General features: G+C 56.7%; 24 protein-coding genes. 13 read left to right on the forward strand and 11 right to left on the reverse strand.

What is annotated here, in order from left to right:
* Window positions 1–19: 19 nt before the first annotated feature.
* The 4 genes from ACRZ9X_RS11620 to ACRZ9X_RS11635 all read left to right on the forward strand — a co-directional run bounded on the left by ACRZ9X_RS11620 (window position 20) and on the right by ACRZ9X_RS11635 (window position 3119).
* Complete coding sequence (locus tag ACRZ9X_RS11620; protein ID WP_480518946.1) at window positions 20–670, forward strand: glutathione S-transferase; 651 nt, start codon at window positions 20–22, stop codon at window positions 668–670.
* A gap of 70 nt (window positions 671–740) precedes the next feature.
* Window positions 741–1553, forward strand: coding sequence for a transporter substrate-binding domain-containing protein (locus ACRZ9X_RS11625; RefSeq protein ID WP_480518948.1), 813 nt, complete (start codon window positions 741–743; stop codon window positions 1551–1553).
* Window position 1554: 1 nt separating this feature from the next.
* The gene (locus ACRZ9X_RS11630) at window positions 1555–2388 is read left to right on the forward strand and encodes an amino acid ABC transporter permease (RefSeq protein ID WP_480518950.1); all 834 of its coding nucleotides are present in this window, start codon (window positions 1555–1557) and stop codon (window positions 2386–2388) included.
* Complete coding sequence (locus tag ACRZ9X_RS11635) at window positions 2388–3119, forward strand: amino acid ABC transporter ATP-binding protein (RefSeq protein WP_480518952.1); 732 nt, start codon at window positions 2388–2390, stop codon at window positions 3117–3119. Before ACRZ9X_RS11630 ends, ACRZ9X_RS11635 begins: the two co-directional genes overlap by 1 nt.
* 21 nt (window positions 3120–3140) lie before the next feature.
* Here ACRZ9X_RS11635 and ACRZ9X_RS11640 read toward each other — a convergent pair whose 3' ends face one another.
* The 3 genes from ACRZ9X_RS11640 to dctP form a co-directional block, all read right to left on the reverse strand.
* The gene (locus ACRZ9X_RS11640) at window positions 3141–4484 is read right to left on the reverse strand and encodes a TRAP transporter large permease (protein ID WP_480518954.1); all 1344 of its coding nucleotides are present in this window, start codon (window positions 4482–4484) and stop codon (window positions 3141–3143) included.
* 15 nt (window positions 4485–4499) lie between these two features.
* A complete protein-coding gene (locus ACRZ9X_RS11645; RefSeq protein WP_480518956.1) occupies window positions 4500–5831 on the reverse strand; it encodes a TRAP transporter small permease subunit in 1332 nt (443 codons plus the stop codon).
* A 74-nt stretch (window positions 5832–5905) separates the two neighbouring features.
* On the reverse strand, window positions 5906–7006 hold the full coding sequence (gene dctP / locus ACRZ9X_RS11650) for a TRAP transporter substrate-binding protein DctP (protein WP_480518958.1): 1101 nt from the start codon (window positions 7004–7006) through the stop codon (window positions 5906–5908).
* A gap of 301 nt (window positions 7007–7307) precedes the next feature.
* On the opposite strand from dctP, the gene ACRZ9X_RS11655 reads away from it, so the two are divergent.
* The 3 genes from ACRZ9X_RS11655 to ACRZ9X_RS11665 all read left to right on the forward strand — a co-directional run bounded on the left by ACRZ9X_RS11655 (window position 7308) and on the right by ACRZ9X_RS11665 (window position 10230).
* Window positions 7308–8180: a haloalkane dehalogenase gene (locus ACRZ9X_RS11655; RefSeq protein WP_480519104.1), complete on the forward strand. Its 873-nt coding sequence runs from the start codon at window positions 7308–7310 to the stop codon at window positions 8178–8180.
* A 280-nt stretch (window positions 8181–8460) separates the two neighbouring features.
* Entirely contained in the window at window positions 8461–9324 is an 864-nt protein-coding gene (locus tag ACRZ9X_RS11660) for an SGNH/GDSL hydrolase family protein (protein WP_480518960.1), read from the forward strand.
* A gap of 21 nt (window positions 9325–9345) precedes the next feature.
* Entirely contained in the window at window positions 9346–10230 is an 885-nt protein-coding gene (locus ACRZ9X_RS11665; RefSeq protein ID WP_480518961.1) for an SGNH/GDSL hydrolase family protein, read from the forward strand.
* 41 nt (window positions 10231–10271) lie between these two features.
* Here the strand turns inward: ACRZ9X_RS11665 and ACRZ9X_RS11670 are convergent, their stop codons facing one another.
* The 3 genes from ACRZ9X_RS11670 to ACRZ9X_RS11680 form a co-directional block, all read right to left on the reverse strand.
* Entirely contained in the window at window positions 10272–11129 is an 858-nt protein-coding gene (locus ACRZ9X_RS11670; RefSeq protein ID WP_480518963.1) for an MBL fold metallo-hydrolase, read from the reverse strand.
* Window positions 11096–11527 (reverse strand): pentapeptide repeat-containing protein, encoded by a 432-nt coding sequence (locus ACRZ9X_RS11675; protein WP_480518965.1) that lies wholly within the window; start codon window positions 11525–11527, stop codon window positions 11096–11098. The genes ACRZ9X_RS11670 and ACRZ9X_RS11675 overlap by 34 nt, the downstream gene beginning before the upstream one ends.
* Window positions 11528–11634: 107 nt before the next feature.
* A complete protein-coding gene (locus ACRZ9X_RS11680) occupies window positions 11635–12339 on the reverse strand; it encodes a cytochrome P460 family protein (RefSeq protein ID WP_480518967.1) in 705 nt (234 codons plus the stop codon).
* Window positions 12340–12489: 150 nt separating this feature from the next.
* On the opposite strand from ACRZ9X_RS11680, the gene ACRZ9X_RS11685 reads away from it, so the two are divergent.
* From ACRZ9X_RS11685 to arsJ, 3 genes are read left to right on the forward strand one after another with little or no spacing between them, the layout of a single operon-like run.
* Complete coding sequence (locus ACRZ9X_RS11685; RefSeq protein ID WP_480518969.1) at window positions 12490–13323, forward strand: arsenate reductase/protein-tyrosine-phosphatase family protein; 834 nt, start codon at window positions 12490–12492, stop codon at window positions 13321–13323.
* Window positions 13320–14318 (forward strand): ArsJ-associated glyceraldehyde-3-phosphate dehydrogenase, encoded by a 999-nt coding sequence (locus ACRZ9X_RS11690; protein WP_480518971.1) that lies wholly within the window; start codon window positions 13320–13322, stop codon window positions 14316–14318. The genes ACRZ9X_RS11685 and ACRZ9X_RS11690 overlap by 4 nt, the downstream gene beginning before the upstream one ends.
* Window positions 14315–15580 carry an organoarsenical effux MFS transporter ArsJ gene (gene arsJ, locus ACRZ9X_RS11695; protein ID WP_480518973.1) on the forward strand — a complete coding sequence of 422 codons (1266 nt, stop codon included), beginning with the start codon at window positions 14315–14317 and terminating at the stop codon, window positions 15578–15580. Before ACRZ9X_RS11690 ends, arsJ begins: the two co-directional genes overlap by 4 nt.
* A gap of 28 nt (window positions 15581–15608) precedes the next feature.
* Here the strand turns inward: arsJ and ACRZ9X_RS11700 are convergent, their stop codons facing one another.
* Both ACRZ9X_RS11700 and ACRZ9X_RS11705 read right to left on the reverse strand, forming a co-directional pair.
* A complete protein-coding gene (locus ACRZ9X_RS11700) occupies window positions 15609–16481 on the reverse strand; it encodes a glycosyltransferase family 2 protein (RefSeq protein WP_480518975.1) in 873 nt (290 codons plus the stop codon).
* 35 nt (window positions 16482–16516) lie between these two features.
* Window positions 16517–18301, reverse strand: a complete 1785-nt coding sequence (locus ACRZ9X_RS11705) for an ABC transporter ATP-binding protein (RefSeq protein ID WP_480518977.1) — start codon at window positions 18299–18301, stop codon at window positions 16517–16519.
* A 314-nt stretch (window positions 18302–18615) separates the two neighbouring features.
* On the opposite strand from ACRZ9X_RS11705, the gene ACRZ9X_RS11710 reads away from it, so the two are divergent.
* The gene (locus ACRZ9X_RS11710) at window positions 18616–20064 is read left to right on the forward strand and encodes a mannose-1-phosphate guanylyltransferase/mannose-6-phosphate isomerase (RefSeq protein ID WP_480518979.1); all 1449 of its coding nucleotides are present in this window, start codon (window positions 18616–18618) and stop codon (window positions 20062–20064) included.
* Window positions 20065–20115: 51 nt separating this feature from the next.
* Here ACRZ9X_RS11710 and ACRZ9X_RS11715 read toward each other — a convergent pair whose 3' ends face one another.
* The 3 genes from ACRZ9X_RS11715 to ACRZ9X_RS11725 are packed head-to-tail and all read right to left on the reverse strand — an operon-like array spanning window position 20116 to window position 24077.
* Window positions 20116–20895, reverse strand: a complete 780-nt coding sequence (locus ACRZ9X_RS11715; RefSeq protein ID WP_480518981.1) for a carnitinyl-CoA dehydratase — start codon at window positions 20893–20895, stop codon at window positions 20116–20118.
* Window positions 20896–20898: 3 nt separating this feature from the next.
* Window positions 20899–22914: an acetate--CoA ligase family protein gene (locus ACRZ9X_RS11720; protein ID WP_480518983.1), complete on the reverse strand. Its 2016-nt coding sequence runs from the start codon at window positions 22912–22914 to the stop codon at window positions 20899–20901.
* Between the two features lie 2 nt (window positions 22915–22916).
* Complete coding sequence (locus tag ACRZ9X_RS11725) at window positions 22917–24077, reverse strand: acyl-CoA dehydrogenase family protein (protein ID WP_480518985.1); 1161 nt, start codon at window positions 24075–24077, stop codon at window positions 22917–22919.
* Window positions 24078–24173: 96 nt separating this feature from the next.
* Here ACRZ9X_RS11725 and ACRZ9X_RS11730 point away from each other — a divergent pair, with 96 nt between their 5' ends.
* Together ACRZ9X_RS11730 and ACRZ9X_RS11735 are read left to right on the forward strand one after the other, a co-directional pair.
* A complete protein-coding gene (locus ACRZ9X_RS11730; RefSeq protein WP_480518987.1) occupies window positions 24174–25091 on the forward strand; it encodes a GlxA family transcriptional regulator in 918 nt (305 codons plus the stop codon).
* Window positions 25092–25149: 58 nt separating this feature from the next.
* The gene (locus ACRZ9X_RS11735) at window positions 25150–26457 is read left to right on the forward strand and encodes an aminotransferase class I/II-fold pyridoxal phosphate-dependent enzyme (protein WP_480518989.1); all 1308 of its coding nucleotides are present in this window, start codon (window positions 25150–25152) and stop codon (window positions 26455–26457) included.
* Window positions 26458–26467 lie beyond the last annotated feature (10 nt).

A 26467-nucleotide genomic window follows, 5' to 3' on the forward strand; every position in this document is an offset into this window, starting at 1 on the left:
TGGCCCGTTAGAAAACGCTATGACAGATTACCCTGTTCTTTGGTCGTTTCGCCGCTGCCCCTACGCCATTCGTAGCCGCTTGGCGCTGGCCAGCGCTGCCATAACGGTCGAATTACGCGAAGTGGTATTGCGGGAAAAACCGCAGGCTTTTCTTGCAACATCGCCCAGTACCACCGTACCCGCCCTGCGTCTGACCGATCGCGTTCTGGATGAAAGCCTGGACATCATGGTCTGGGCGCTTGAACAAAGTGATCCACAGCGCCTGCTGGATATGCCGCGCCTGGGATGGGACCTGATCGCCGCAAATGACGGGCCGTTTAAACGGGCGCTTGATCATACCAAATATGCGACGCGCTATCCGGACATTGATCATCAAGCAGAGCGGGCCAAAGCCGCGCTGCACCTCAAGGAACTCAATCTGGTTTTGGGAGGCCAGCCCTGGCTGTTCGGGCATCGTCCTACCTTGGCTGATCTGGCCCTTTTGCCCTTTGTCCGGCAATTTGCCTATATCGACAGAGCATGGTTTGACGCGCAGGACTGGCCCGATCTTGTTCTCTGGCTCGACAACTTCCTGAACAGCACGCCATTTCAAAGTGTAATGGCCAAGTATGCGCAGTGGCAGGAAGGCGATACGCCGACCCTGTTTGGTGGTTCCGAAACCGGCGGATGACAGGCGCTGGACAGGTTGTCCGGGCGGGACTACCGTAGCGACTGAATAACCCATTACGAGGGATGATCTCATGTTCAGGACGCTTACCTTTGCGGCACTATCGCTTGGCTTTGCCACTGCGGTTTTTGCGGACGGGCAGTGCGCCGCAGGCAAAACGCTGACCGAGGGCAAGTTCACCATCGCCACCGGAAACCCTGCCTATTACCCATGGGTTCTGGACGATACGCCCGAAAGCGGCGAGGGCTTCGAAGCCGCTGTAGCCTATGCCGTGGCAGAAGAAATGGGCTTTTCAGCGGAAGATGTGATCTGGATCCGGTCCTCGTTCGATGAAGCGATCCAGCCCGGTGTGAAAGAGTTTGATGTGAATATGCAGCAATACTCGATCACGCCAGAACGGGATCAGGTGGTGGATTTCTCGGCCCCTTACTACACCGCGCCGATGGCCGTTCTTGTCAGCGCCAATGCTGTCGGCACGGCGCCGTCTCTCGAGTCGTTGAAAGCTTTGAAGTGGGGCGCAGTGGGGTCGACCACGGCAGTTCCGAAACTGGCGAGTATCATCCAGCCCGACAGCGATCCATTGCTATACGGGGACAACGCAGACGTGAATGCGGCTATGACAGCCAATCAGATCGATGCGGCCCTGTTCGATTTGCCGACAGCATTGTTTCTGAGCGCCGTTATGATCGAAGGGTCAAAGGTGATCGGACAGTTTCCGCCGGATCAAAGTGACAACCCTGACCAGTTTGGAATGTTGATGGAGGAAGGAAATCCGCTCAAACCCTGCATAGATGCGGCCATTGTGACCTTGGCCGAAACCGGCAAACTGGCCGAGATCGAGGCCAAATGGCTGCAGGACACGACTGGTGTCCCATTGATCAAATAAGATGACCGGACCAGAGGCGACGGGAGCAACCCGCCGCGAACGATATGAGGCGCAGCAGCGGCGGCGCTCGGTGGTGATTGCGGCGACAAGCACGGTGATCGTGGTTGCGGCGATCTACTTTCTTGTGCCGCTGGCCCCGGGATGGGCCAAGGTTCAGCAGAGCTTTTTCGACGGCGAAACGTTGATCAAGACATTCCCGAAATTGCTTGAGGCATTTCGCATCAACGTCATGATCTTTGCATGGTCCGCCCCTGCTATCGCGGTTCTGGGCCTGCTGATTGCGCTTGCGCGTGATGCCAAGTCACCCGCGCTTTTTCCGTTGCGGATATTTGGGGCTGCCTTCACGGACGTCTTTCGTGGCGTACCGGTTATTCTGACGGTCTATCTGATCGGCTTTGGAATCCCGGGCCTTGGCCTGCCACGCCCTTGGAATTCGCCGTATATCTGGGGGTCTCTGGCTTTGATCCTGACTTATTCCGCCTATGTGGCTGAAATCTTCCGCTCGGGGATAGACAGCGTACATCACAGTCAAAGGGCGGCCGCGCTTTCGCTGGGTTTGTCCGAGCGGCAGGTGATGCGGGATGTGGTTTTGCCGCAGGCCGTCCGCAATGTGGTTCCATCGCAGATGAACATGTTAATTGCGTTGCAAAAGGATGTCTCGTTGCTGAGTTTCATCGGCCCGGTCGAAATCTTCCGTCAGGCCGGCGTTTTCAAATCACTGCTGGCGAATTTTACCCCCTATGTTGGTGCAGCGATCATTTTTCTGATCGTGACCGTTCCGGCCACCCGCTATGCTGATCACCTGATGGCCCGTCAAATGCGAGCGAGGCGTTGATGCCGAAACTCGACTTGCAAGGCGTCATCAAACGGTTCGGCGAACGCACCGTGTGCAACGGCATCGATCTGGCGGTTGAAGAAGGCCAAATGGTCTGTCTGATCGGCGCCTCTGGTGCGGGCAAGTCAACGGTTTTGCGATGCATCAACCTGTTGGAGCCAATCGAAGACGGAGCGATATTTCTGGACGGAGAGGATATCTCGATCCCCGGTCTCAACCCGCAATCGGTGCGCGCACGCATTGGGATAGTGTTCCAGAGCTTCAACCTGTTTCCGCATATGACGGCGCTGGAGAACGTGATGTTGGCCCCGCGCCGGGTGCACGGTTTGACCCGTGCAGACCTCCAACCCGAGGTCGAAGCCCTGTTTGCCCGGTTCGGATTGGCGGACCGTCTGGACAATTATCCCGATCAGTTGTCCGGTGGTCAGCAACAGCGCGTCGCCATTGTGCGTGCCTTGGCCATGAAACCCGAGGTCATGTTGTTTGACGAGATTACCTCGGCCCTTGATCCGCAACTTGTGGGTGAGGTTCTGGACGTGCTGCTGATGCTGAAAAAACAGGGTATGACCATGGTGATGGCGACCCATGAAATGGGGTTCGCACGCGAGGCGGCAGACAAAGTCTGCTTTCTTCAGGACGGGCGCATTGTCGAAGAAGGCCCCCCCGCGCAGCTGTTTGGCGCGCCCCGACACGAAGCGACGCGGGCCTTTCTGACCCGCGCGCTAAAATGAGCTCTCCGAATATGTGAACGTCTAGCCGTAGACGAGGTTTGGGAGCCACGTCACGACCCATGGGAACAGCATACAGATGACAAGCCCTACGATCTGCAAGAACAGAAATGGAAGGGCCGCTTTGAAGATGTCCGTCATCGGGATCGAGGGCGGGGCAACCCCCCGCAGGTAGAACAGCGCATAACCGAAGGGCGGTGACAGAAAGCTCATCTGCATGTTCACCAGGTAGAGAACCCCGAACCACAGCACCAAATCGTTCGGATCGTCAAAGCCGAACGCGGCCGCCCCCAACGCCTTGATGATCGGAACAAAGATCGGCACGCACAGCAGCAGAATACCGACCCAGTCGAGGAACATGCCCAGCACCACCAGCAGGATCTGCATGACGATCAGGATGCCCCACGGCCCAAGACCCGCACCCTGCATCGTTTCCTGCACGAATTGCTGACCGCCTTCCAGCACGTAAAGCCCCACAAAGATCGTCGCACCGAACATGATCCAGATCACCATGGCCGAAGCTTTGAGCGTGGTCAGACACGCCTCGCGAACCGTGGGCCAGTCCAGCTTGTTGTGGATGGCGGCGACGATGAAGGCCCCGAAAGTGCCGATGCCCGCAGCCTCAACCGGGGTCGCGACGCCGGAAAAGATCACGCCCAGCACGATGACAATCAACGCGATCGGGGCCGACATCTTGCCCATTAGGCGCATTTTCTCGCGATTCGAGATACGTTCATCGACGGGGATTGGGGGGCCGAGAACCGGATTGATATAGGACCGGACCACCACATAGATGATGTACATCCCCGACAACATCAGACCGGGAATGACGGCGCCGATGAACAGTTCTCCCACCGATTGCTCGGCCACAACGGCGTAGATGATGGCCAGAATAGACGGCGGGATCAGAATGCCCAGCGTCCCCCCTGCCATGATCGAACCCATGGCGATCTTGGTATCATAGCCGCGTTTCAGCATCGCAGGCAGCGCGATGATCCCCATTGTCACCACAGCGGCCCCGATGACACCAACCATCGCCGCCAGAACGGTCGAGGCGATGATTGTCGCCGCAGCCAGCCCACCTTTCAAACCTCCAAGTACCTTGTAGATCACATCGAACATGTCGTTGATGATCCCGGCCCGTTCCAGCATCGAAGCCATGAAGATGAAAAGTGGGATCGCGGATAGCTGATAGTTCGTCATCAGCGGGAAAATCCGGCTGGGCACGATATTCAGCGCCCGTGCATCGCCGAGAACGAACAGGAAGACACAGGCCAACCCCCCGGTGACAAAAGCAAGCGGCAAACCCGCCATCAGCAGGACCAGCAGTGATCCGAACATAACGAGCGTCAGCAGCTCGATGGACATATCAAGACCCATCGGTCAGTACCCCCGTGCAATCGTTCGGATGTCTTTGGACAGTTTCGACACCCCTTGCAAAATCAACAGTATCGCGCCCACGACCATCATCCATTTCATCGGCCAAAGCGGGATTTCCCATTCGTTAAAGCTGATCTCACCCCAGCGAATGTTTGGATCGGTCCAGTCGCCGAAGGTCAGCGATCCGAACATCTGGAAGAATCCGATCTCACCACGCGCCCAATCCGATACGACCGAGTTGCCAGTGGGCACCGCAACCGCATCCATTGCGAAAATGTACGACGTCACCAGCAGAGTACCTGCGAAGATGAAGAAGAAGATCGATGTGAAAAGGTCCGCCCATGCCCGTTTTGCTTTGGTCAGCGGCGCATAGAAGATATCCACCCGCACATGGCTTTCGGTCAGCATCGCATAGGATCCGGCGATCAGGTATTGCATCCCAAACATCAGATACATGGATTCATGTGCCCAATTGGTCGGCGCGTTGAACACATATCTGACGATCACCTCGTAATAGTAGACAAAGACAGCGATCACCGCCCAGTACGAGACGAACTCACCAGCATAAAGCGACAGCCTGTCTATCCAGTTCTGCGCATAGTCCTGATCTGACTTGCGGGCATTCGGGTCCAGTTCGGCGGCCCGGGCGGCAGTTTCTTCGTCGATCTCCATTTCAGGTTCATGTGGTTCGGCCTCGGCCTTGGCGCGGGCGCTTGCAACCAGCTTGGGCATCAACAGCGCATCGATTGCCATAAGCGCCAGAATTGTGAAGAACGCATAGCGCGCAACTGATCCCCAAAAGGCGCGATCTTTGCCGGCAGCGTCGGCCAAAGGCTGGGCTTCAACCCGCGCGGCCTCGGATTCGGCCAGTCGCTCGCGACCCGTTGCAATGGCTTTTTCGGCCCGGTCCAGAGACCTTTCTGCGCGTCGCTTCTGCAGCGCGGTGCCATCCTGTGCCGCCTCGGCGGCCGCGCGCAGGTCCGCGAGCCCCTCCTCGGCAGCCTCAACCCGACCGGATTCCCTTTCGATGGTACGCTCGGCCTGTCGCACGATGTTGATGGCGTTGGAGAATTCGTTCCGCGCCGTGCGCTCTTCTCCATTCGCAAAAAGGATCATCAGGAAGATCGGCAGATAAATCAGCCCCAGAAGACTGCGCAAATAAAACCGGTGCAGGCCAAGCATCCCGCCCGTGACAAGGATCAGGTAGCCCAGTGGCATTCCATAGGTGCGTTTTTCAGGCTGGGCTTTACGCGCCAACACCATGGCCAGAGCAGGAAAGGCGATCAGCCCGACCCAATACAGCCAGTGCGGCAGCGTGAAATCGACGCTCGGCATGGTACGTTCCGAATTCCAAAGAAAAGTCATGTCCGCGCGGCGACCGCGCGGACTGTTAGCAAAGGATCAGCGGATCACAGATCCAGCGTCTGACCTTCGATCATTTCAGGCGTCACATAGCCCAATGAGCCAGACATCATGTAATCAAGCTGGATTTTGAAAACCCGCGCAGCGTTCTTGTCGCGGTTTGCGTATTTGAACCAGATCGGCACGGCGATTTCGGTCATCAGCTCCACGTCGTCCTGCGACAGACGGGTGATCTCGGTACCTTCGGCTTCGAACTTTTTCCAGGCTTCCTGATCGGCGGCCTGAATGGCTGCATGGTGCAGGTCGGAATAGACGTGGGTTTCCATTTCCACGAATTCCTGCATCTGCGGGCTCAGCTTGTCCCAGGCGGTTTTTCCGACCGTGATATCCATAATGTCGACCGGTTGATAGACGGACATAAAGCCCGCAGGACCCATCACGATGTAATCTGTCACCTGGCTGAAGCCCAGGGCGTGGTTCACGGCTGGCCCCACAAAGTCGGCCACGTCGATTGTGCCCTTTTCCAGTGCCGGGAAAATCTCGGACCCCGGCAGAACGGTCGTTTCCGCACCCAGTTCCGAGAACACCTCGGCCACCATTCCGCCTGGCAGGCGCATCTTGCGGCCCTCAAAATCGTCAATCGACCGGATCGGCACTTTCGAGTGGATGATGTTCGGCCCGTGATGCACCGGTCCGACAAAATGCAGACCTTGCGCGCCCAGCAATTCGCGGGCGATTTCCAGACCACCCAGACCGTAATAGAACGTGTCATATTCATGCGGCTGACGCAGGCCCAGCGGATAAGAGCTGAGGAAAACCGCCGCAGGGATGATACCCTGATAATAGATGGTGAACGGGTTGATTGCGTCCAGAACGCCGTTCTTTACAGCATCTGCCAGCTGGAAATCACCCACGACGTCGTTGGCGCCAAAGGCCTGAAAGGCCAGTTCTCCGCCGGTCTTTTCCTCAATCGTCGCGCACCAGTCCTTGAAGACCTGCAGACCGATGCCGCCAGGCCAGGATGTCTGTATCTTCCAGGTGGTCCCTTCACCAGCGGCGGTTGCGATATGCGGTGCGGCCAGTGTCGCGGCACCGGCACCGGCAATGCTTCTGAACGCGCTGCGGCGCGTGATAAGCTTTTTGGTCATCTGTTCCTCCCATAGATGATCGCCTTGCCTGTGACAGGCCAAACGATACCCGCGTAACATAACGCGGGGCGCAAAAATTGGTAATATTTTTTTTCCAATGTTGAAATTGCTCACCGCGTCGTGATGGGGGTTGAAGCGAACGCGTAGCGTGAAACCTTTAGACCGGGCTAATGTAAACGACCTATAAAATAGCGAACATGACGTCTGGGGCGACCATGCTATCTAAGATCCAGACATGCGCACCACCCCCGAAATTCAATCCAATGGGAAGACTGAGATGCCGACCAAACAGACCTCACAAATGCCCTACAGCAAAAAATCAAAAACAATTCTCGGAAGGAAAATGGCTTATGTAGAGCATGGCGAGGGGGACCCGATTGTATTTTTGCATGGCAACCCGACCTCCTCGTATCTGTGGCGCAATATCATGCCTCATCTTGAAGGTCGTGGCCGTCTGATAGCACCGGACCTTATCGGGATGGGCGATTCCGAAAAGCTCGATAACTCGGGACCGGACCGCTACACCTTCGCGGAACACCGAAGCTATCTGTTTGCTCTTCTGGAAGAACTGGACGTCACGCACAACGTCACGCTGGTGATCCATGATTGGGGGTCCGGCCTTGGTTTTCACTGGGCGCATACCCATCCGGACGCTGTCAGGGGAATCGCCTTCATGGAGGCCATTGTCGCACCGGTCCCAAGCTGGTCCGCGTTTCCCGAAGCCGCGCGTGAGATCTTTCAGGCCTTCCGTTCACCAGCGGGTGAAGAGATGATCCTGCAGGGGAATATCTTCATTGAAAACGTTCTGCCCGGCAGCATACTGCGCGCACTCGATCCTGAAGAAATGGATGAATACCGGCGTCCGTTTCTAAGCGCTGGTGAAGACCGCAGGCCGACCTTGACCTGGCCAAGGCAAATCCCGATCGAGGGTGACCCCACAGACGTGGCCGAGCTTGTCGCAGCTTACGGCGCGTGGCTGGCGACGTCCCAGTTTCCCAAGTTGTTCGTAAACGCCGAACCGGGCGCGCTGATTACAGAGGGGCCGGTTCAGGATCTGGTGCGAAGCTGGCCCAATCTGACCGAAGTCACGGTTCCGGGCATTCACTATATTCAGGAAGACTCGCCAGATGAGATTGGACAGGCAATCGCAAACTGGCTTCCGATCTCAAGCTGAAGTCAGTTTGACAAGGTCCGGGACGTTCACGGCGTCAGCACCTGTCGGGTTAAATCCGGCTGACGTTGCCGTGAACCCCCGCGACCTTTGAAAACCTGTGACATTCAGGAAGCTGCCCCAAACGCGGTTAGTATGCTGAGTTTAGGGCGAAATACCGTCGGAAGCCCTGACACCATGGCATTAACAAGGTGTTGTATCGTATTTCACTGCCGAAAGCGGCATCATAATCTGGACAAACGCTTTACAGCGATCTTAATCTGGCCGCGACCATGGTGACGACGTGAAGAACAAAACTGCAAATGCCCTGCGGACCTGTTTAGCAGTCTTCTTGACTCTGGCCTCGGTTCCGGCGTTGGCACAACCTGATGTTCTGGTTTTGGGCGACAGCCAGATATCGTTTGGGGCCGGAAAGGAATATACCCGGTTCTTCGAACAGCTTGGCGACCGATGCGAAATGACGCCCAAACGCCAAAAATCCCTGCAAAAACTAGGGGAACGCGAGATCGCAGCCATCGGTGTTCGATCGACATCGTTGCAATCCTGGACCACCACCAAGGGCGCGCCGCGCGGGGCAATCTGTGACGTAGACAAGAAATTTGGTGTGAACGCAGGCGCTTATGGCATAGATGGAAACCCAAAACGGGTCTTCATCCAGATCGGCAAGGGCAAGTCCTATCAGTTTTGCAAACCACAAAAGACCGCGTTCGAGGCCGCATTTGCCGAAGGCTACTACAAACCAGGTCTTCTTGTTCTGACTTTCCTGGGCAATTCGGCCGACCGGTGGGCAAATTCATCCGAGGCTGCTGATCAGGATGCGCAACGTACGCTGGCACAGATTCCGCAGGACATTCCATGCGTGTTTGTCTCAAGCGTGCCCGTCTATTTGAAAAAGACCAATGACAAACGGATGAAGGCGCAAACCCAGATCGCCCGCGCTTTTGAAAGGGCCGGCGGGCATTGCGAAGTTGTTGAGGGGTTCAACAAGAAAACCAGAGCGGCAATTGAAGGGAAACCACAGTATTTCCGGCGCAATGATGCCGGCAAGGTAAAAGACCCGCACCATCCGAGCCCGGCGGCCATCCGCCAGTTTCTGGATATTAACGCGGATGCGTTATGTGATGCGGTATTTTCCGCTTTGGACTAGGGGAACGGCATAGGGGGGAACATGCAGTTTCGAAATAAGATAATAATGGCGCTGAGTGCGCTGCTGATACCTGTCGGGCAGAGCCACGCCGAGGCGTTTGACTCGCCCGAGATCCTGATCATTGGGGACAGTCAGATATCATTTGGCTCTGGCCCCGCGTTTCTGGAGTTCTTCAGCGATATCAAGCAGCATTGCAGCCCCAATGCCGAACAGAAACAAAACCTTGCGAAACTGGGTGACATGCGGGTCGGCGTTATCGGGGTACGTTCCAGCTCGATCGACTCGTGGACCGCGCGGTCAGGCCGCAAGAAAGATACGATCTGCAAGGTCGACCCGAAATGGAGAGTTAATGCAGGCACATACGGGTTCGTCAACAAAACCAAGAACAAATATGTGCAGATCGGCCAAGGCAAGGAATATCAATTCTGCTCGCCGAACAAATCACCTCTCGAGGCGATGCTGCGAGAAGACTATTACGAACCCAAGCTGCTGCTCATGTCTTTTCTTGGAAATTCCGCCAAACACTGGGCCAACAATCCCGAGTCGGCCGTCAGGGATGTGGAACGGCTGAAAGCGCAATTGCCGCCGGATTTGCCCTGCATCTTCATGACAACGGCCCCGGCCTATAAGAAAAAAATCGTGGACCTGCGTCTGCGGGCACAGGCCAACCTGATGAATGCGTTCAAAACAACAGGACTGCGGTGCACATTTGTACCTGGTGCCACTCCGGCAACCGTCGCGGCAAATCAGGGCAATAAAGATTATTTTCGGCTGAATAAGAAAGGTCTGGTCAAGGACCCATTCCACCCCAATGAGGCTGCTGCGAAGAATTTCTTCGCGCTGGAGATGGGCCAGATTTGCAACGCCATATTCGACCAGATCGAGCCTACGAAGGAACAGAGCTAACCAGTTGGCGGCCGAACTGCGTTGGACCCAAGCGAAGAAAATCAGAGCAGCGCGCGAAGACTGTCATCGAGAGCCTCGACAAAGACATGTTCAGGGTAACGGCGCAGCATCTCGGCGCGCAGATGTTCCGTTGGAGTATTTCGCTCCGTGAGCTCCAGTATATCGCGCAAATAAGCCTGCGTCGCGCCGATTAACTCAGCGCTGCCGATGGCCCCGTGTCCGGGCAACACCGTCTTCGGGGCTAAGGCAGCCAAGTGATCAAGATTGCGTAACCAGGCCTCGGGGCGCCCCTCGACCAACCACAAATGCTGTCGGTTCAGAACATGATCGCCGGTGATCAGCGTGCGGGTTTCCGTTTCAAAAAGCACCAAGGGTGCCATACTTTCCGCATCCGGCATCAGCGAACACTGAAATCGACGTCCGGCGAGTGTCAACTCGCCTTGCCCCACAGCAATCAGAGGAGCTTTGAACTCAGGCCAGTCTGCTGCGGCTGTTCGAATGAAACGCAGGGTCACGTCTGAACTGAGGACACGAGTGTGGGGGAACAAGCTGCCCAGATGTTCCAAACCGAGATAGTGGTCCGGGTGTGGGTGGGTGATGACAACTGCCTCAAGCGGTTTTTGTGCCGCTAGAATCAGCGCCGAAAGCTCTTGGGCTTCGTCCGGATGCAAATGTGCGTCTATCAGAGCAAAGCTCTGCGGACCTTCGATCAGATATGTGTTGGCATAGAATCCCCGCCTGGATGCGCGGTTCTGTCGGATATTTCGGGTGCTGGCTTCTGTTGGACCTGCAAGCGCCAAGACGCCCGCCATACCGATCAGTGCCATCCACTGACGGCGTGACATCAGACCGGACCATTCGGACGTCACTTGCAGATGCCCACCGAACCCTGCGCGCATTTATGCGCGTTATTGTAATAAGCCCCGCTCAGCAATGTGCCATCAAACCGGTTTTTCCCAAGCTGTGCCTTGGTCATGAAAGCGCCCTGCAAATCTGCGCCGGAAAAATCAACCTCCTGCAGATCAGCGCCAATCAGGATCGCACCACTCAGGTCCGCGTTGGACAGGTTTGCGCCGCGCAGATTGGCCGCCGTGAACTTGGCCCCGTTCAGGTTGGCCCCATTTAGATCCACACCTGCCAGGTCTTCGTGGGAAAAGTCGCACTCATGCCAGTCAACGCCTGGTTCCGCTTGCGCCGTGCAATGATCAACCGGTGCGCCCATCTGCGCAAAGGCCGGGGACACAAGCATGAAAAAACCAAGTATCAATATGCAAATCGCGGATTCATGAGGTTTCATGTATTCGTTCCGGTGTCTGAAGACAGGTCATCACGTGCCCGTGTCGCCGCGCCAGACACGGACCGCAACGCAATTGGAGATCAGCGGCCCGTGTCTTCGGCGGAGGTTCAGTCAGCGCTCAGGATTGTGTAGAACCGGGTAAAGACCATGTCTTCGTCAGCATTATCAATGTGACAGGATGCACAGGCCTCAATCGGGGCCGCGGCGGCGGTTTCTGCATATGGTGGTGCATGGTGGCCAAAGTTGAAATATCCCCAGTTGTTGCTGTCTGCAAAGCGCGAGGAATCCTTGACCGCGATGTCGATGCCATTGAAGCCGGCAGGAAAGAAACCACGCCCGGATACTTCAAAGCGCGAGCCGTCTTCTTCCTCGCCCGGTTGGGTCAATTGCAGCTCCTTCAACAAAATTGTGCCTTCAGGAAATTCGCCGGTTTCTTTGTAAATCGCATAAGCCGCCGGGTGCATGTAGACGTTGTGATATTCGGGAAACCCTGCCTGCCCGCCATTCAACGCGTTAGGAGTCAGGGGAGAGCCGAGGAAGACCCATTCCCGATAGCCTGTGGGCAAAACCAGCTCGCCGTCAGCTGTCCAGTTTGGTTGCCAGTCATCCGATACCTGTGCCTGCACTGAGGGTGCAAAATGGCCAAACGCCAGCGCTGAGGCGCCAAGGACAAGTCCAAACGCAAGAGTTTTCATGGTTTTCATGACAAGCTTCCTTTTCTGATTCTGCGGCAGCCGCCGGCTGATCCAGCGGTTTTCTAAAAGGAAATTTATCTGCTCTTTATGATAGGGGTATGCTCTAAAACCCAACAATTATTGCAGATCGTCCGGAAATAGTGCTCTTTCGTGCTCACTAATTTGTGTTTTTATGTCAGATAGTCCAGCTTCCGTCTTTTGCTTCAATTTGAGCCTAAAGGCTATTCGATGTTGACGCTGATTACCTAATTCCGTATTTCATGAAATATGGAATTAGAGATAACAAGCCAACTGGCCACGCTGGGCCACCCGCAACGGATTCTTGTGTTTCGCATGTTGATGCGACGCTTTCCTGACGCTGTGCCGGCGGGGGAACTGGCCTCTGGGCTCGACATAAAACCCAGCACCTTGTCGAATTATCTGAATGCGCTTCAGCAAGCGGGTTTGGTGCGTCAGGCGCGGTCGGGAACCTCACTTCTTTATTCGATCGAAATGGGCAACGTGCAAAAGATGCTGGAATTTCTGCTGAACGATTGCTGTCGCGGCAGACCTGATGTCTGCCTGCCTTTCACCCAAGGAAATGAAACCATGGCGGACCGAAAATTTAATGTCCTTTTTTTATGCGTTGGCAACTCAGCCCGGTCGATCTTTGCCGAGTCCATTCTGCGCTCTTTGGGTGCAGACCGGTTCAACGTCTACTCTGCCGGAACGCAGCCAACGTCCGAATTAAACCCGTTTGCCTTGCAGGTGCTAACCGACAAAGGGCACGACACTTCGGTACTGCGATCAAAACATATGTCAGAATTTGCGACAGGCGACGCGCCTCGGATGGATTTCGTGTTTACAGTCTGCAATCAGGCCGCGAACGAGGATTGCCCCGCTTGGGAAGGCCAACCGATCAGCGGCCATTGGGGCATGGTGGATCCAGTCAAGGCGACCGGCACGGATGCCGAGAAAAGCCTGGCCTTTCAGAACGCCTACGGCGCGCTCAAACGGCGGATCGAGGCGTTTACATCATTGCCTGTCGAAAGTCTCGACCGGATCGCATTACAATCCGCAGTCGATGATATCGGGCGCACGCCGGTCGAGGGCCTGAAATGACCACATATGCCATAAACGGCCTTGGCCGAATGGGAAAGCTGGCCCTGAAACCTTTGCTTGAAAAGGGCGCAAAGATCGCCTGGATCAACGATGGCGTCGGCGACCCCGAGATGCACGCTCATCTGCTTGAGTTCGACACGGTTCACGGGCGCTGGGACGCGACGTTCCAGCATGATGCCGAGAGTGTAACGATCGACGGCACCCGCCTGCCCTTTATCGGAACCACGGACCTGTCGGACCTGCCGCTGGATGGGGTCGATGTGGTGATTGACTGCACTGGTGTTTTCAAAAGCGAAAAGAAACTGGCCCCCTATTTCAAGGCCGGAGTGAAAAAGGTTGTTGTTTCTGCCCCCGTCAAGGACGGCCCGACGGCGAATATCGTCATGGGTGTGAACGAGGGCACTTATGACGCTGACAAGCACCACATTGTAACGGCAGCGTCCTGCACGACCAACTGTCTGGCACCGGTCGTGAAAGTGATCCACGAGAACCTGGGCATCCGGCACGGGTCCATGACCACGATCCATGATGTGACCAACACGCAGACCATTGTCGATCGCCCCGCCAAGGACCTGCGCCGCGCACGGTCGGCGCTGAATTCGCTGATCCCGACCACCACAGGCTCGGCCACCGCAATCACCTTGATCTACCCTGAACTCAAAGGACGGCTGAACGGGCATGCCGTGCGTGTCCCATTGCTGAACGCCTCGCTGACCGACTGTGTGTTCGAAGTCGAACGCGCCACGACGCCGGAAGAGGTTAACAGCTATTTCAAAGCCGCCGCCGATGGTCCGCTGAAGGGCATTCTGGGCTATGAAACCCGCCCTCTGGTCTCGACGGATTATACCAATGACCCCCGATCCTCGATTATCGATGCGCCATCGACCATGGTCGTGAACGGGACGCAGGTTAAGATTTATGCCTGGTACGACAACGAGATGGGCTATGCCCACCGTCTGGTTGATGTTGCCTTGATGGTCGGAGCCGCGCTGTGACGCAGCGGCCCGAGGGGTTTTCGGCTTATGTGGCGGTCACGGCAGCCTATTGGGCGTTCATGCTGACGGACGGCGCCCTGCGGATGCTGGTCCTTTTGCATTTTCACATTATGGGATTCTCACCTGTTCAGCTGGCCTATTTGTTCGTTCTGTACGAAATCGCGGGGATAGTCACCAATCTGGCCGCAGGTTGGATCGCAGCACGGTTCGGTCTGACATCGACATTATACGCGGGCCTTGCGCTGCAAGTCGGGGCTTTGCTGGTTCTGACACAACTGGACCCGAACTGGGCAATACCGGCCAAGGTCGTTTTTGTGATGATCGTGCAGGGAGCCAGCGGGGTCGCAAAGGATCTGGCCAAAATGTCCTCGAAGTCAGCAGTGAAACTTTTGGCCCCAACAGAAGGCGGGGGCCTGTTTCGCTGGGTCGCGCTTCTGACAGGCTCGAAAAACGCGGTCAAAGGTCTTGGATTTTTGTTGGGGGCGGCGCTGCTGGCAACGCTAGGTTTCACATGGGCCGTACTGGTGATGGCAATCGTACTGGGCGTAATCCTTGCGGCTGTCATTCTGTTCATGCCACAGGGTCTGCCCAAGGGGTGCAAAGGCGCGAAGTTCTCGGAAGTTTTTTCCAAATCTCCCAACGTGAACTGGCTGTCAGCGGCACGGGTATTCCTGTTCGGTGCGCGGGATGTGTGGTTCGTGGTTGGCATCCCGATATACTTCTATGCGGTACTTTCAGACGGCTCTGCGGATGGCAATCGCACTGCGTTTTTCATGATCGGTACGTTCATGGCCATTTGGGTTATCTTGTATGGCGTCGTGCAGGCCAACGCACCCAAAATCCTGCGTGCTTCGGAGCGTAGCGAAGGAGATCTGATCCTGGCTGCCCGCAACTGGGCCGCCGCATTGTTTTGTGTGCCCATGGTGTTGACGGTGGCCGTCCTTATGTCGCAAGCGCCGCAACCCTGGTTAACCGTCACGCTGGTTGTTGGCCTGCTGGCGTTTGGTGCGGTTTTTGCCGTAAATTCTTCGCTGCATTCATATCTGATCCTAACTTTCACCAAGTCGGAACGTGTCACGATGGATGTCGGATTTTATTATATGGCCAACGCGACCGGACGCCTGCTCGGCACGGTCCTGTCAGGTTTGACCTATCAGCTGGGCGGGTTGGCAGCGGTGCTGGGAACCGCTGCGCTGATGGTCGCCTTGGCTGCGTTGACGTCAGGCAAACTCAACGCACAACCGCATGAGGCGTATTCCTGAACGTTTCCCGGATAGCTCAGAAGATGTGTCAGGTGCGCTGGTCAGGTCTCTTGAACCAGAGAAGCCGTACCGTTTCGGTAATTTTCACGACCCGGATCGCATAGTGAACGCCCCAGACCGAAAAGGCCTGCCCCGTGCTCAGTTCAGGGTTTTTCAGAAGGTTTCTCAGCGTTTTGAAAGAGGGAATGAGCTTCTGGATGGGCGGAATGTAGTTCACCAACCCTCGGCTCGCATTTCGACGTAGCCGCGCGCCCTCGATCCTGCGCGCCTTGGTCAAATGTTCGCTCAGACTACCACGGGCCGGGTGACGGACGATGGCGTCAGCCGCAAAAAGGATTGGTTCATCAGCCGCCGACGCACGCGCATTCCATTCCATATCACCACCGGACAGGACGGTGTCATTGAACCAGCCGACACGGTCCATTGTTTCGCGACGTACAATCAGGTTTGCGGTAACAGCCCGTCCCCGCTCGACCCACTTTTGCTGTTCAAGCCCCAAGTGCAAGTCATAAAGCTCGGTCGTGGTCCAATGATCCCCGTTTGGAATGAGGACAACATTTCCACCGAAACGCCCGATTTCCGGGTGTGCGGCGGCGATGTCCAAACCAGCGGCGATGTACTCCGGATCGGGCAAACAATCTGAATCAGTGAAAAACAGAAGGTTGGCTGTGGCTTGTTCGATGCCCCGGTTCCGTGCGGCGTAAGATCCCGGTTTTGTCTGCTCAAGAACAGATGCGTTTTCCGGCAGATTGAACGTGGCCGGAAGCGGATCGGCCGGGTCGTTGTTGACCACGAGTATCTCAAACCGCGCGGGGTCCACGCTCTGTTTCGTCAGGCAATTCAAGCAAGCCTGCAGCTTGTCCCAGCTGTGATAGGTCGGAATAATGACGGACGCATCCATGTCGTTTCGCTTTTGTTGAGGCGTCCGGCGGACGGCTATTCTTCGGTTTTGACCGCGTTCGAAAACTGGTGATCATAAAGCGTGCGGAATGGCCCCGGTTCCTTGAGCAGGTCCTCGGCACGGCCTTGCTCCAGCACCTGACCGTTCTCGATAACCACTATCTTGTCCGCATGCAGGATCGTCGACAAACGGTGGGCAACAATAAGCGTCGTCCGGTTCTCAGTCAGGCGATGCAAGGCCTCTTGCACCACATGTTCAGATTTCGAATCCAGCGCACTTGTCGGTTCGTCCAGCAACAAAATGGGGCTGTCGCGCAGCAGAGCACGGGCAATCGCAAGGCGTTGTTTTTGCCCGCCAGACAAAAACGCCCCGTTTTCGCCCGTTAGGGTATCAAACCCATCCTCGAGCTTCATGATGAAATCATAGGCATTTGCGGCCTTGGCCGCTTCGATGACATCTTCCAACGATGCGTCTTGCCGTCCCAGGCGGATATTGTCCGCAATCGAAGCTGAGAACAAAAACACCTCTTGGCCAACATAAGACATCTTCTTGCGCAGGGTCTCGAACGAGGCCAGTTTTACATCATTGCCATCGATGCTGACCGTCCCTTCAAGCGGATCGTAAAGACGCAGCGCAAGGTTCAGGATCGTCGATTTGCCGCCTCCGGACAGGCCAACAAGCGCCGTGGTTTTCCCCGCCTCGAAAGTCAAGGACAGGTTCCTCAGGATTGGGTCGTCTTGCCGATACCCAAAAGTCACATCGTCAAAGATAACTTCCCCCGGACCCTCTGGCAGACTCAGAGGATCAGCCTCCTCCTTCAACGTTTCCGGCTGGTCAAGAAGTGCGAACATCATCTGCACCCGCCGCAAAAACAGCTCCATCTTGACACGGACTCGGGACAGGCGCTTGGCGGGTTCATATGCCATCATCAACGCCGTCACAAAGGACATCAACTCGCCCGGTGTGGTGCTCGAGGACCCAAAGAGATTGGCTGCGCTCAGCCCGATGACTGAAGCAATCGCGAAACCCGCAAGAATATCCATCAACGGGCTGGTCGCAGCTTGAAGACGGGCGAGTTTGTTGCGCCGTTTTTCGACGCTTTTGACAGCAGTGTACATTTGGCCCGCCATCCGCTCTTCAAGACTGAAAGACTTGACCACACGAATACCGGCCGAGGTTTCCTGGATAACCTGCATAATCGCGCCAAGCGATTGCATCTCCATATCCGCGATTTCGCGAACTTTGCGCAGCAGAGTCCGAACACCCCAAATCGCCAGCGGACCAATAATCAGCGTGAAAAGGGACAGGAACGGCTGCTGATAGAACATAACGGCCAAAAGTCCGATGAGAGACAGCGTATCCCGCACCGCCGTTGTGATGACGATTTCAATCGCCGAACGCGCCGCTTGGGCCGATTGTGTCACTCGCAGCAACAAATCGGAACTTTCAGTAAGATTGAAGAAGGAAACGCCTTGCCGCAGCAGCTTGTCATACAACTTGATCTGTTGCTGCGCGACAATACGATTTCCGGCGCGCGTCATGGCAACGACCTGCACATATGTCGCAAGTCCCTTCACCATGAAAATGATAAACACGGCCATCGAAACGCTGAAGATTTTGGCCGAGTTTGCACTGTCGAAAAGGGAATCGACCACGTCGCGCATGATGAATGCGACGGCAGCTGTCGTGCCCGCCACGAGAACCATGGCGATCATCGAAATAATGTACGGAACGGCCTGAGCGCGCAGATTTTCAGTCAAAAGGCGCCAAAGGATGGAGTCGCTCAGGATTTCGTCTAACTTTTGTTTGGCTTTCGGCAAAACGGTTTTCCGCAATCATTGAGGGTGACACAGGGAAAATGCACTCTGACAAACCTGTGAACGTTCTACGCTAGATAGTCGCCACGGCATTTTTCGGCAAGTGGGCTTTCTTCGCCACATCAGGGCATATTGACCCCGGCACCACGCAGGTTGATCGCGACCAAAACGTTTTCGGATTTGGTGTAAATCGAGATGCATGCCGGTGCAGGAAAATCTCGCTGTTTCACAGAATTACGGTGGGTTCCTTGAGAATCATCGTGCGTTTTCCCGATAGTGGTTGCAAAAGTGATATCTGTTGCAAGGAATTCGAACGTATGACGCAAACCATTTATCCATTGCTTTTGTGTGGCGGCTCGGGCACGCGTCTGTGGCCTTTGTCCCGCAAGAGCTATCCAAAACAATTTTCCAAACTGACCGGCGAAGAAAGCCTGTTTCAGGCATCCGCGCGCAGATTGTCCGGCGAGGGGTTTGCAGCCCCGATGTTGGTCACCGGGTCCGATTTTCGCTTTATCGTTCTTGAACAACTGGCCGAGGTTGAAATCGCGGCAAAAACGGTCCTGATCGAACCGGAAGGGCGCAACACGGCCCCGGCTATTCTGGCAGCCGCGCTGGCGCTTGAGGCACAGACACCCGGCGCATTGATGCTGGTGGCGCCGTCCGATCATGTAATTTCGGACGAAGCGCGGTTTCGCGAGACCGTTCAGGCCGCGACATCGGCTGCGGGTGGCGGGCAGATTGTTACCTTTGGCATTCGCCCCGATCGGGCCGAAACCGGGTATGGCTGGCTTGAGCTGAGTGAAACCCCGGACGCCAGTTTCTCTGCGACCCCGCAGGCGTTGAAACAGTTCGTCGAAAAACCCGACCTCGCGACTGCCGAGGCGATGCTGAAGGACGGGAAATACCTTTGGAACGCAGGCTTGTTCCTGTTCTCGACCACAGTCCTGATCGACGCTTTTGAGACGTTCATGCCCGACATGCTGGCCGCAGTACGATCCGCTGTCGATCTCGCAGAATGCGATCTGGGTTTTACGAGACTGGCACCTGAACCATGGAGCACTGTCGAAGACATTTCGGTCGACTATGCGGTGATGGAGAAGGCTCAAAACCTGTCTGTCGTCCCTTATAGTGGCGCGTGGTCTGACCTTGGTGGATGGGATGCGGTCTGGCGCGAGAGCGGACCGGACGACAACGGCGTGGTCACTGCAGGAGCTGCCACAGCTCTGGAATGCGAAAACACACTGCTTCGGGCAGAATCCGATGCTCAGGAACTGGTGGGGATCGGGTTGGAGAATATTGTAGCAATCGCCATGCCCGACGCGGTGCTGGTTGCGCATAAAGACAAGGCGCAAGACGTCAAATCCGCAGTAGCGGCGCTGAAAGCCAAAGACGCCCCTCAGGCCGAGACCCTGCCACGGGATTACCGACCCTGGGGCTGGTTCGAAAGCCTTGTCATTGCACCCCGCTTTCAGGTCAAGCGTATTCACGTGCATCCCGGTGCCGCGCTCAGCCTGCAAAGCCACCATCACCGGGCCGAACATTGGATCGTGGTTGAAGGCACCGCGAAGGTCACGATTGACGACGAGGTCAAACTGGTGAGCGAAAACCAGTCGGTCTACATTCCGTTGGGTGCGGTACATCGCATGGAAAACCCCGGCAAAGTGAACATGGTCCTGATCGAGGTCCAGACCGGCTCATATCTGGGGGAAGACGATATCATCCGGTACGAAGATGTTTATTCAAGGGGTCAAGGGGCCAAAGGCTAGGGACCGAGGGACTGTCTTACAGGGCGGCGCAACGGGGACCAACGCGCGGCCCTATCTGCCTTTCCAGACAGGGTCGCGCTTTTCCGCAAAGGCCCGCGCGCCCTCCAACTGGTCCTCGCTGGAATATAGTGTATCCACGGTGCGGAACTGGCGTTTGGTTATGCGGTTCATGGCATCCTGAAACTTGGCGTCTTCCGCCTCGCGCACGATCTCTTTGATCGCCGCATAGACCAGAGGCGGCCCCGAGGCCAACAGGCGAGCCAGTTCCCATGCGCGATCCATCAGCTGATCGGCGGCGACAATCTCGTTCACCAAACCCCAGTGTTTGGCTTCCTCGACCTCGAACCAGCGCCCGGTCAACAGAAGCTCCATTGCGATGTGATAGGGTATGCGCTTGGGCAGTTTGACACTCGCCGCATCTGCGACAGTGCCGGACCGGATTTCCGGCAAGGCAAAACTGGCATGATCCGCCGCGACGATCATATCAGCGGACAAGGCCAGCTCAAGACCTCCGCCGCAGGCAATCCCATTGACCGCGGCAATGACGGGCTTGTTGAGATCGCGCAGCTCTTGCAGGCCGCCAAAACCGCCGACACCATAGTCTCCGTCCACGGCGTCCCCATCGGCTGCGGCTTTAAGGTCCCATCCGGGGCAAAAGAACTTCTCACCTGCTCCGGTCAGGATCGCGACACGCAAGGCGGGGTCGTCGCGAAAATCCGCAAAGACCTGCCCCATGACACGGCTGGTGGCCAGATCAATGGCATTCGCCTTGGGCCGGTCCAGGGTCACCTCAAGAATTGCTCCGTCCCGGCGGGTTTTGATCGGGTCCATATCTCAGGCCTTTCTGATAAGGGCGTCCACTGCAACAACCTTGTCCGGTGTACAAAGGAGCGGGTTAATCTCAACTTCGCCGAGCGTGTCGGCATTGTGCATCACATAGGCCTGAACGGCCTGAACCGCGCGGACAATTGCGCCCCTGTCAGCCGCGGGCTGGCCACGGTAGCCCGCCAGCAGTGGCGCTATTTTGAGTGTGTCCAGTGCTGAGACGATATCGTCAACCGAGGCGGGTATCAGCAACGACACCGTGTCACGCAACACTTCGGTCAGAGTGCCGCCTGCACCCAGTGTCAGAACAAACCCATGGGCTTGATCACGGACAACGCCAATCAGTAATTCAGCCACGCCGCCCGTGATCATCTCTTCGATCAAAACCTCCTCGGTTCCGATGCTCTTCGCGACATCCGCAACGTCCTCGACCCGCACCCCCAATCGAACCGCCCCGTGTTCGGATTTATGCGAAAACCCGACACCTTTGATCACATATGGGCCGTCCAGCGCATACGCCATGTAAGCCGCCTCGTCCGGGTTGCTCGCGATCCGGCTGCGCGGGATTGGCAAACCAAACTCGGATAGCGCTTGTTTGGCAGCGCTCTCGGTCAAGGTACGGCGCGGCGCAGCATGTCCGGCCTGGCAAATGGGGTCGCTGGATGGCGCGCCGATCATCCCTGCCGCCTGCGTGGCCGACAGCGCTTCGCGCAGACCCATCAGGGGGACGACGCCGCCAGCCATAAGGTCCTCTGCAACATCTTCAGGCAGAAGTTCGGGCAGGGTCGAGGCAACCGCAAACCGCGCGCCGGTATTGGCTCGAACGGCCAAAGCCGCCCGCGTGGCATGAACCCAATCGCCGGCGTCGGTGGTGGGGTAATCAACGATGGACATGGTCAGATCTATCCCCTCCCCCGTCATCGCAGTCCAGGCTTGCGCCATCGCCGCCTCATCGCGCCAGATATACGTGTGATAATCCAGCGGATTGCCTAGCGCGACCATTGGGCCAAGCGCCGCGCGCAGCCGGGTCTTCTGCCGGTCGCTGAGGCGAGGGAAGCTCAGGTTTGTTTTCGTCGCCATATCGGCAATCAGGCTCGCCTCGCCTCCTGAGCAGCTGATCGTACTGATGTTGGCTCCGGGCAAGGGGCCATAGCAATGCAGTATCTTCAGTGTTTCCAGAAAGTCCGGTAAAGCCGACAGGCGGGGAATGCCCAATCGGTTCAGCAAGGCCTGCGCGCCTGCGTCGCTACCCGCAATCGACGCTGTATGAGACACCGTCGCCGCCTGTGCCTGTTCAGAAACACCAACCTTGAGCGCCACCAGCGGGACCTTTTTTGCATGGGCCTTGGCGGCAAGAGCTTCCCATTCCCGAATGTCGCCGAACCCCTCGACATGCAGTCCCACAGCTGTCACGCGCGGGTCATCGATCAAAGCTGAAGCAATCGCTGCCTGGCTTGTCTGGGCCATGTTACCACAGGCGACCATATAGGCGATTGGCAGCGCCCGTTTCTGCATCGTCAGGTTGATGGAGATGTTCGAACTTTGGGTCAGAATCGCAACACCCGTTTCGACGGGTCTTGCCCCATGCTGATCCGGCCACAGCAGTGCCCCATCCAAAGCGTTGATGAACCCGTAGCAGTTCGGCCCCAAAATAGGCATGTCACTTGCTGAGGCGATCAGATGCGCTTGCAGATCCGCGCCTGAGTTGTCTTCTGCCACCGACTCGGAAAACCCGGACGCAAAACAAACCGCGCCCCCGGCACCCATCTGCGACAGGACACGGACCGCCTCGATGGTTGCATGGCGGTTGATCCCGACAAAGGTGGCATCCGGTGCCGATGGCAAGTCTTCTAGGCGGGAGTAGACTGGATGTCCCGCAACCTCGGACTTGTCGGGGTGAACCGGCCATAGGTGTCCCGCATATCCCATGCGCTCTGATTGCAGGATCACTTGCTGACACCACGCACCGCCGCCAATCACAGCGATGGAGCCGGGGCACAGCAGACGGTTTAGGTCCCGGGCCATTGTCACGCCCCCAATGGGCGCAGCAAATCGCGGCTGATGATATGGCGTTGAATTTCGCTGGTGCCGTCCCAAATCCGCTCGACCCGTGCATCACGCCAAAAACGTTCGATTGGAAAATCATCCATCAGGCCCATACCGCCGAAAATCTGCAAGGTCGTGTCCGTGACCCGCGCCAGCATTTCCGACGCGTATAGCTTGGCCGAGGCGATCTCGCGGTAAGATGGCAGGCTCTGGTCCAGTCGCCAAGCGGCGGAAAGGGTCAGCCAATCGGCGGCATCAATCTCGGTGATCATGTCGGCGATCTGAAAGCTGACACCCTGAAATTTACCTATGGGTTGCCCGAATTGCTTGCGCTCGGCCGCGTAACTCAGGGCATAGTCGAAACACCGCCGAGCCCGGCCAACCGAAAAGGCGGCCACCGTCAGACGCGTGGCATAGAGCCATTCGTTCATAACCGCAAAACCGCCATCGACCTCGCCCAAAACCTGCGCGTCAGGCAGCCTGCAATTGTCGAAATAGAGGATATAGTTCTTGTAGCCCTTGTGACTGACCGAATTATAACCTTCGCGCACCTCAAATCCCGGCATTCCCCGATCGACAAGAAAGGTCGTGATCCGCTTTTTTGGACCTTTGGGTGTTTCGTCAACGCCGGTGGCGATAAACACGATGAAAAAATCCGCGTGCTCCGCGCCCGAGATAAAGTGCTTTGATCCGTTGACAAGCCAGTCACCGCCGTCTCGCACGGCCTGGCACTTCATACCCCGCACGTCCGACCCCGCATCCGGTTCGGTCATCGCCAGCGCATCCATCTTTTCCCCACGCACCGCGGGCAGCAAATAGCGATCTCGTTGTTCGGCGTTGCAAGCCATCAGGATGTTCTGCGGCCGCCCGAAGAAATGAGTCAGCGCCATCGACCCCCGCCCCAGTTCCCGCTCAACCAATGTAAAATCGAGATGTGAAAGCCCCGCCCCGCCCACCTCTTCCGGGAAGTTGCAGGCATAAAAGCCCAGTTCGATGCACTTGCGTTTGATTTCCTGGCCCAATTCGACCGGCACCGACCCGCTGCGCTCGACCGCTTGTTCATGCGGGTAGATCTCGTTCTCCACAAAGCTGCGAACGGTCGAAACGATCATGTCCTGTTCTTCTGACAGACCAAACTGCATGGCAAATTCCCTGACTGCGTGATTGACCAATCAGACCGCACTGTTCATTGTCGTGACATGCAATGTTGACCCAGATTCGTGCAGAGTTAGAACAATTTGACCCGGCACTATACAATTCTTCTGTTCGACGGCTTTTCGAACCATTGCCTTGCCAACATGGTCGAACCATTGCGGGCGGCAAACACGCTGGCGCGGCAGGACCTTTATCGCTGGCGGTTCTGCAGCCTTGGCGGCGATATCGTGCAAAGCTCTAGCGGGTTGGCAATCACGCCCCATGGCGCATTGAAGGATCAGTCCGGCGACGTTCTGGTTGTCATGCCCTCTTACGGATACCTGATGCTGGACACCCGTGACACAAGACGCGCATTGCGGACCGCAGCGGGCTGCCACACACAACTGGCGGGATTGGACACCGGCAGCTGGCTTTTGGCCCGGGCCGGGTTGCTGGACAATTACAAGGCGACAATTCACTGGGATGAGCTGTCGCGCTTTGAGGAAACCTTTTCCGACGTGCACGTGGTGCAGGAACGATACGTCATCTCGGACGACAGAATGACCTGTTCAGGGGCCATGGCCGCCTTCGATCTGGCGGCTGAGATCATCCGCAGGGATCACGGCCCGCTGTTATCAATGGAAGTCGCGCACCTGCTGATGCGCCGGGGATCGGCGGAACACTATGCCCTGCCCATGAAATCCGAGGATACCGTGGTCAACCGCGCCTTGTCGGTGATGCAGGCAAATCTGGAAACCCCGATCCCTATCCGCGAAGTTGCGCGAAACTCCGGCTGCTCGCAAAAACGACTGGAGATGCGGGTGCAGACCGAGCTGAAAACTACACCACAAGCGCTGTACCGGCGTCTGCGCCTCAATCTGGCGCGGCGCCTGTCGGAAGAAACGGAACAGTCGGTGGCCGAGATTGCCAGCAGATGCGGGTATGAAAACGCAAGTGCGATGACCCGGGCGTTCAAGGCGGAATTCGGACGAACGCCTACTGCACTGCGAAATGAGCTTTGACAGATGCAGCGACTGCCGGAAACTTTATCAAAATGAGCTTCAAGGGGAGGACAACCAAATGAAAATTGCACACAGAGACTGGGTCCCTGCCATCTGCGAAGACTTAGTTCAGGATATTGCAACGCAAGCATCCAAAGCCACGTCACAGGACCTCGCTGCCCGGATCGCGCATTTGGCCGACAAGAACCGCCACATTCACGAAACAGAGTGTTTTAACCTAAACCCCGCGACCAACGTGATGAACCCCCGCGCCGAGGCGCTTTTATCCTCGGGCATCGGCTCTCGCCCCTCGCTTGGGTATCCGGGCGACAAATATGAGATGGGTCTTGAGGCAATAGAAGAGATCGAAGTCATCGCCGCGCAGCTATGTGCCGAGGTTTTTCAGGCAAAATACGCCGAGATACGGGTGCCGTCCGGCGCGATTGCCAACCTGTACGGATTCATGGCAACCTGTCGGCCCGGAGATGCCATTGTCGTGCCGCCTGCGTCCATCGGCGGTCATGTCACCCACCATAGAAGCGGATGCGCCGGGTTGTATGGTCTCAGGATCATCGAGGCCCCGGTCAATGCAGATGGCTACACGATCGACCTTGATGGGCTGAGGGGCCTTTTCCGTAGAGAAAACCCGAAATTGATCACGGTTGGTGGCAGTCTGAACCTGTTTGAACACCCGGTTGCGGAGATTCGCGCCATTGCCGACGAGGTGGGCGCGAAGGTGATGTTTGATGCGGCTCATCAATGTGGGATCATAGCTGGCAAAGCCTGGCGCAATCCGTTGCATGAGGGCGCGCATCTCATGACGATGAGCACATACAAAAGCCTAGGCGGACCTGCCGGAGGGTTGATCGTCACCAATGACAGCGGCCTTGCGCAGTCTCTGGACTCGATCGCGTTTCCCGGCATGACAGCCAATTTTGACGCGGCAAAATCTGCAGCGCTGGCGTTGACATTATTGGATTGGCGCGATTTTGGGGAAAGCTATGCCGCCGAAATGATCTTGATGGCGCGCGCGCTGGCAAAGGCGCTGGCCGCCCGGGATGTCCCGGTTTTCTCCGGAACCTCCGGCTTTACGCGGTCACATCAATTCGCAATCGACGCCCAAGGGTACGGCGGCGGACAAACGGCGTCAAAAACACTGCGGAAAAGCGGCTTTTTGGCCTGCGGGATAGGGCTGCCAATTCCTCAGGTAAAGGGTGACCTGAACGGTTTGCGCATCGGCACGCCCGAGTCGGTCAGGTGGGGCATGACTGCACAGGACGCAGATCGCCTTGCCTCATTGATTGTTCAAGGATTGCAGGGCGACGAGATCGCAGCCGAGGTTTCAGAGTGGCGGCGCAGCTTTACCAAGTTGCATTTCGTCCACTGACACACCGCCG

The organism is Ruegeria sp. AL1 (genome assembly GCF_056540905.1).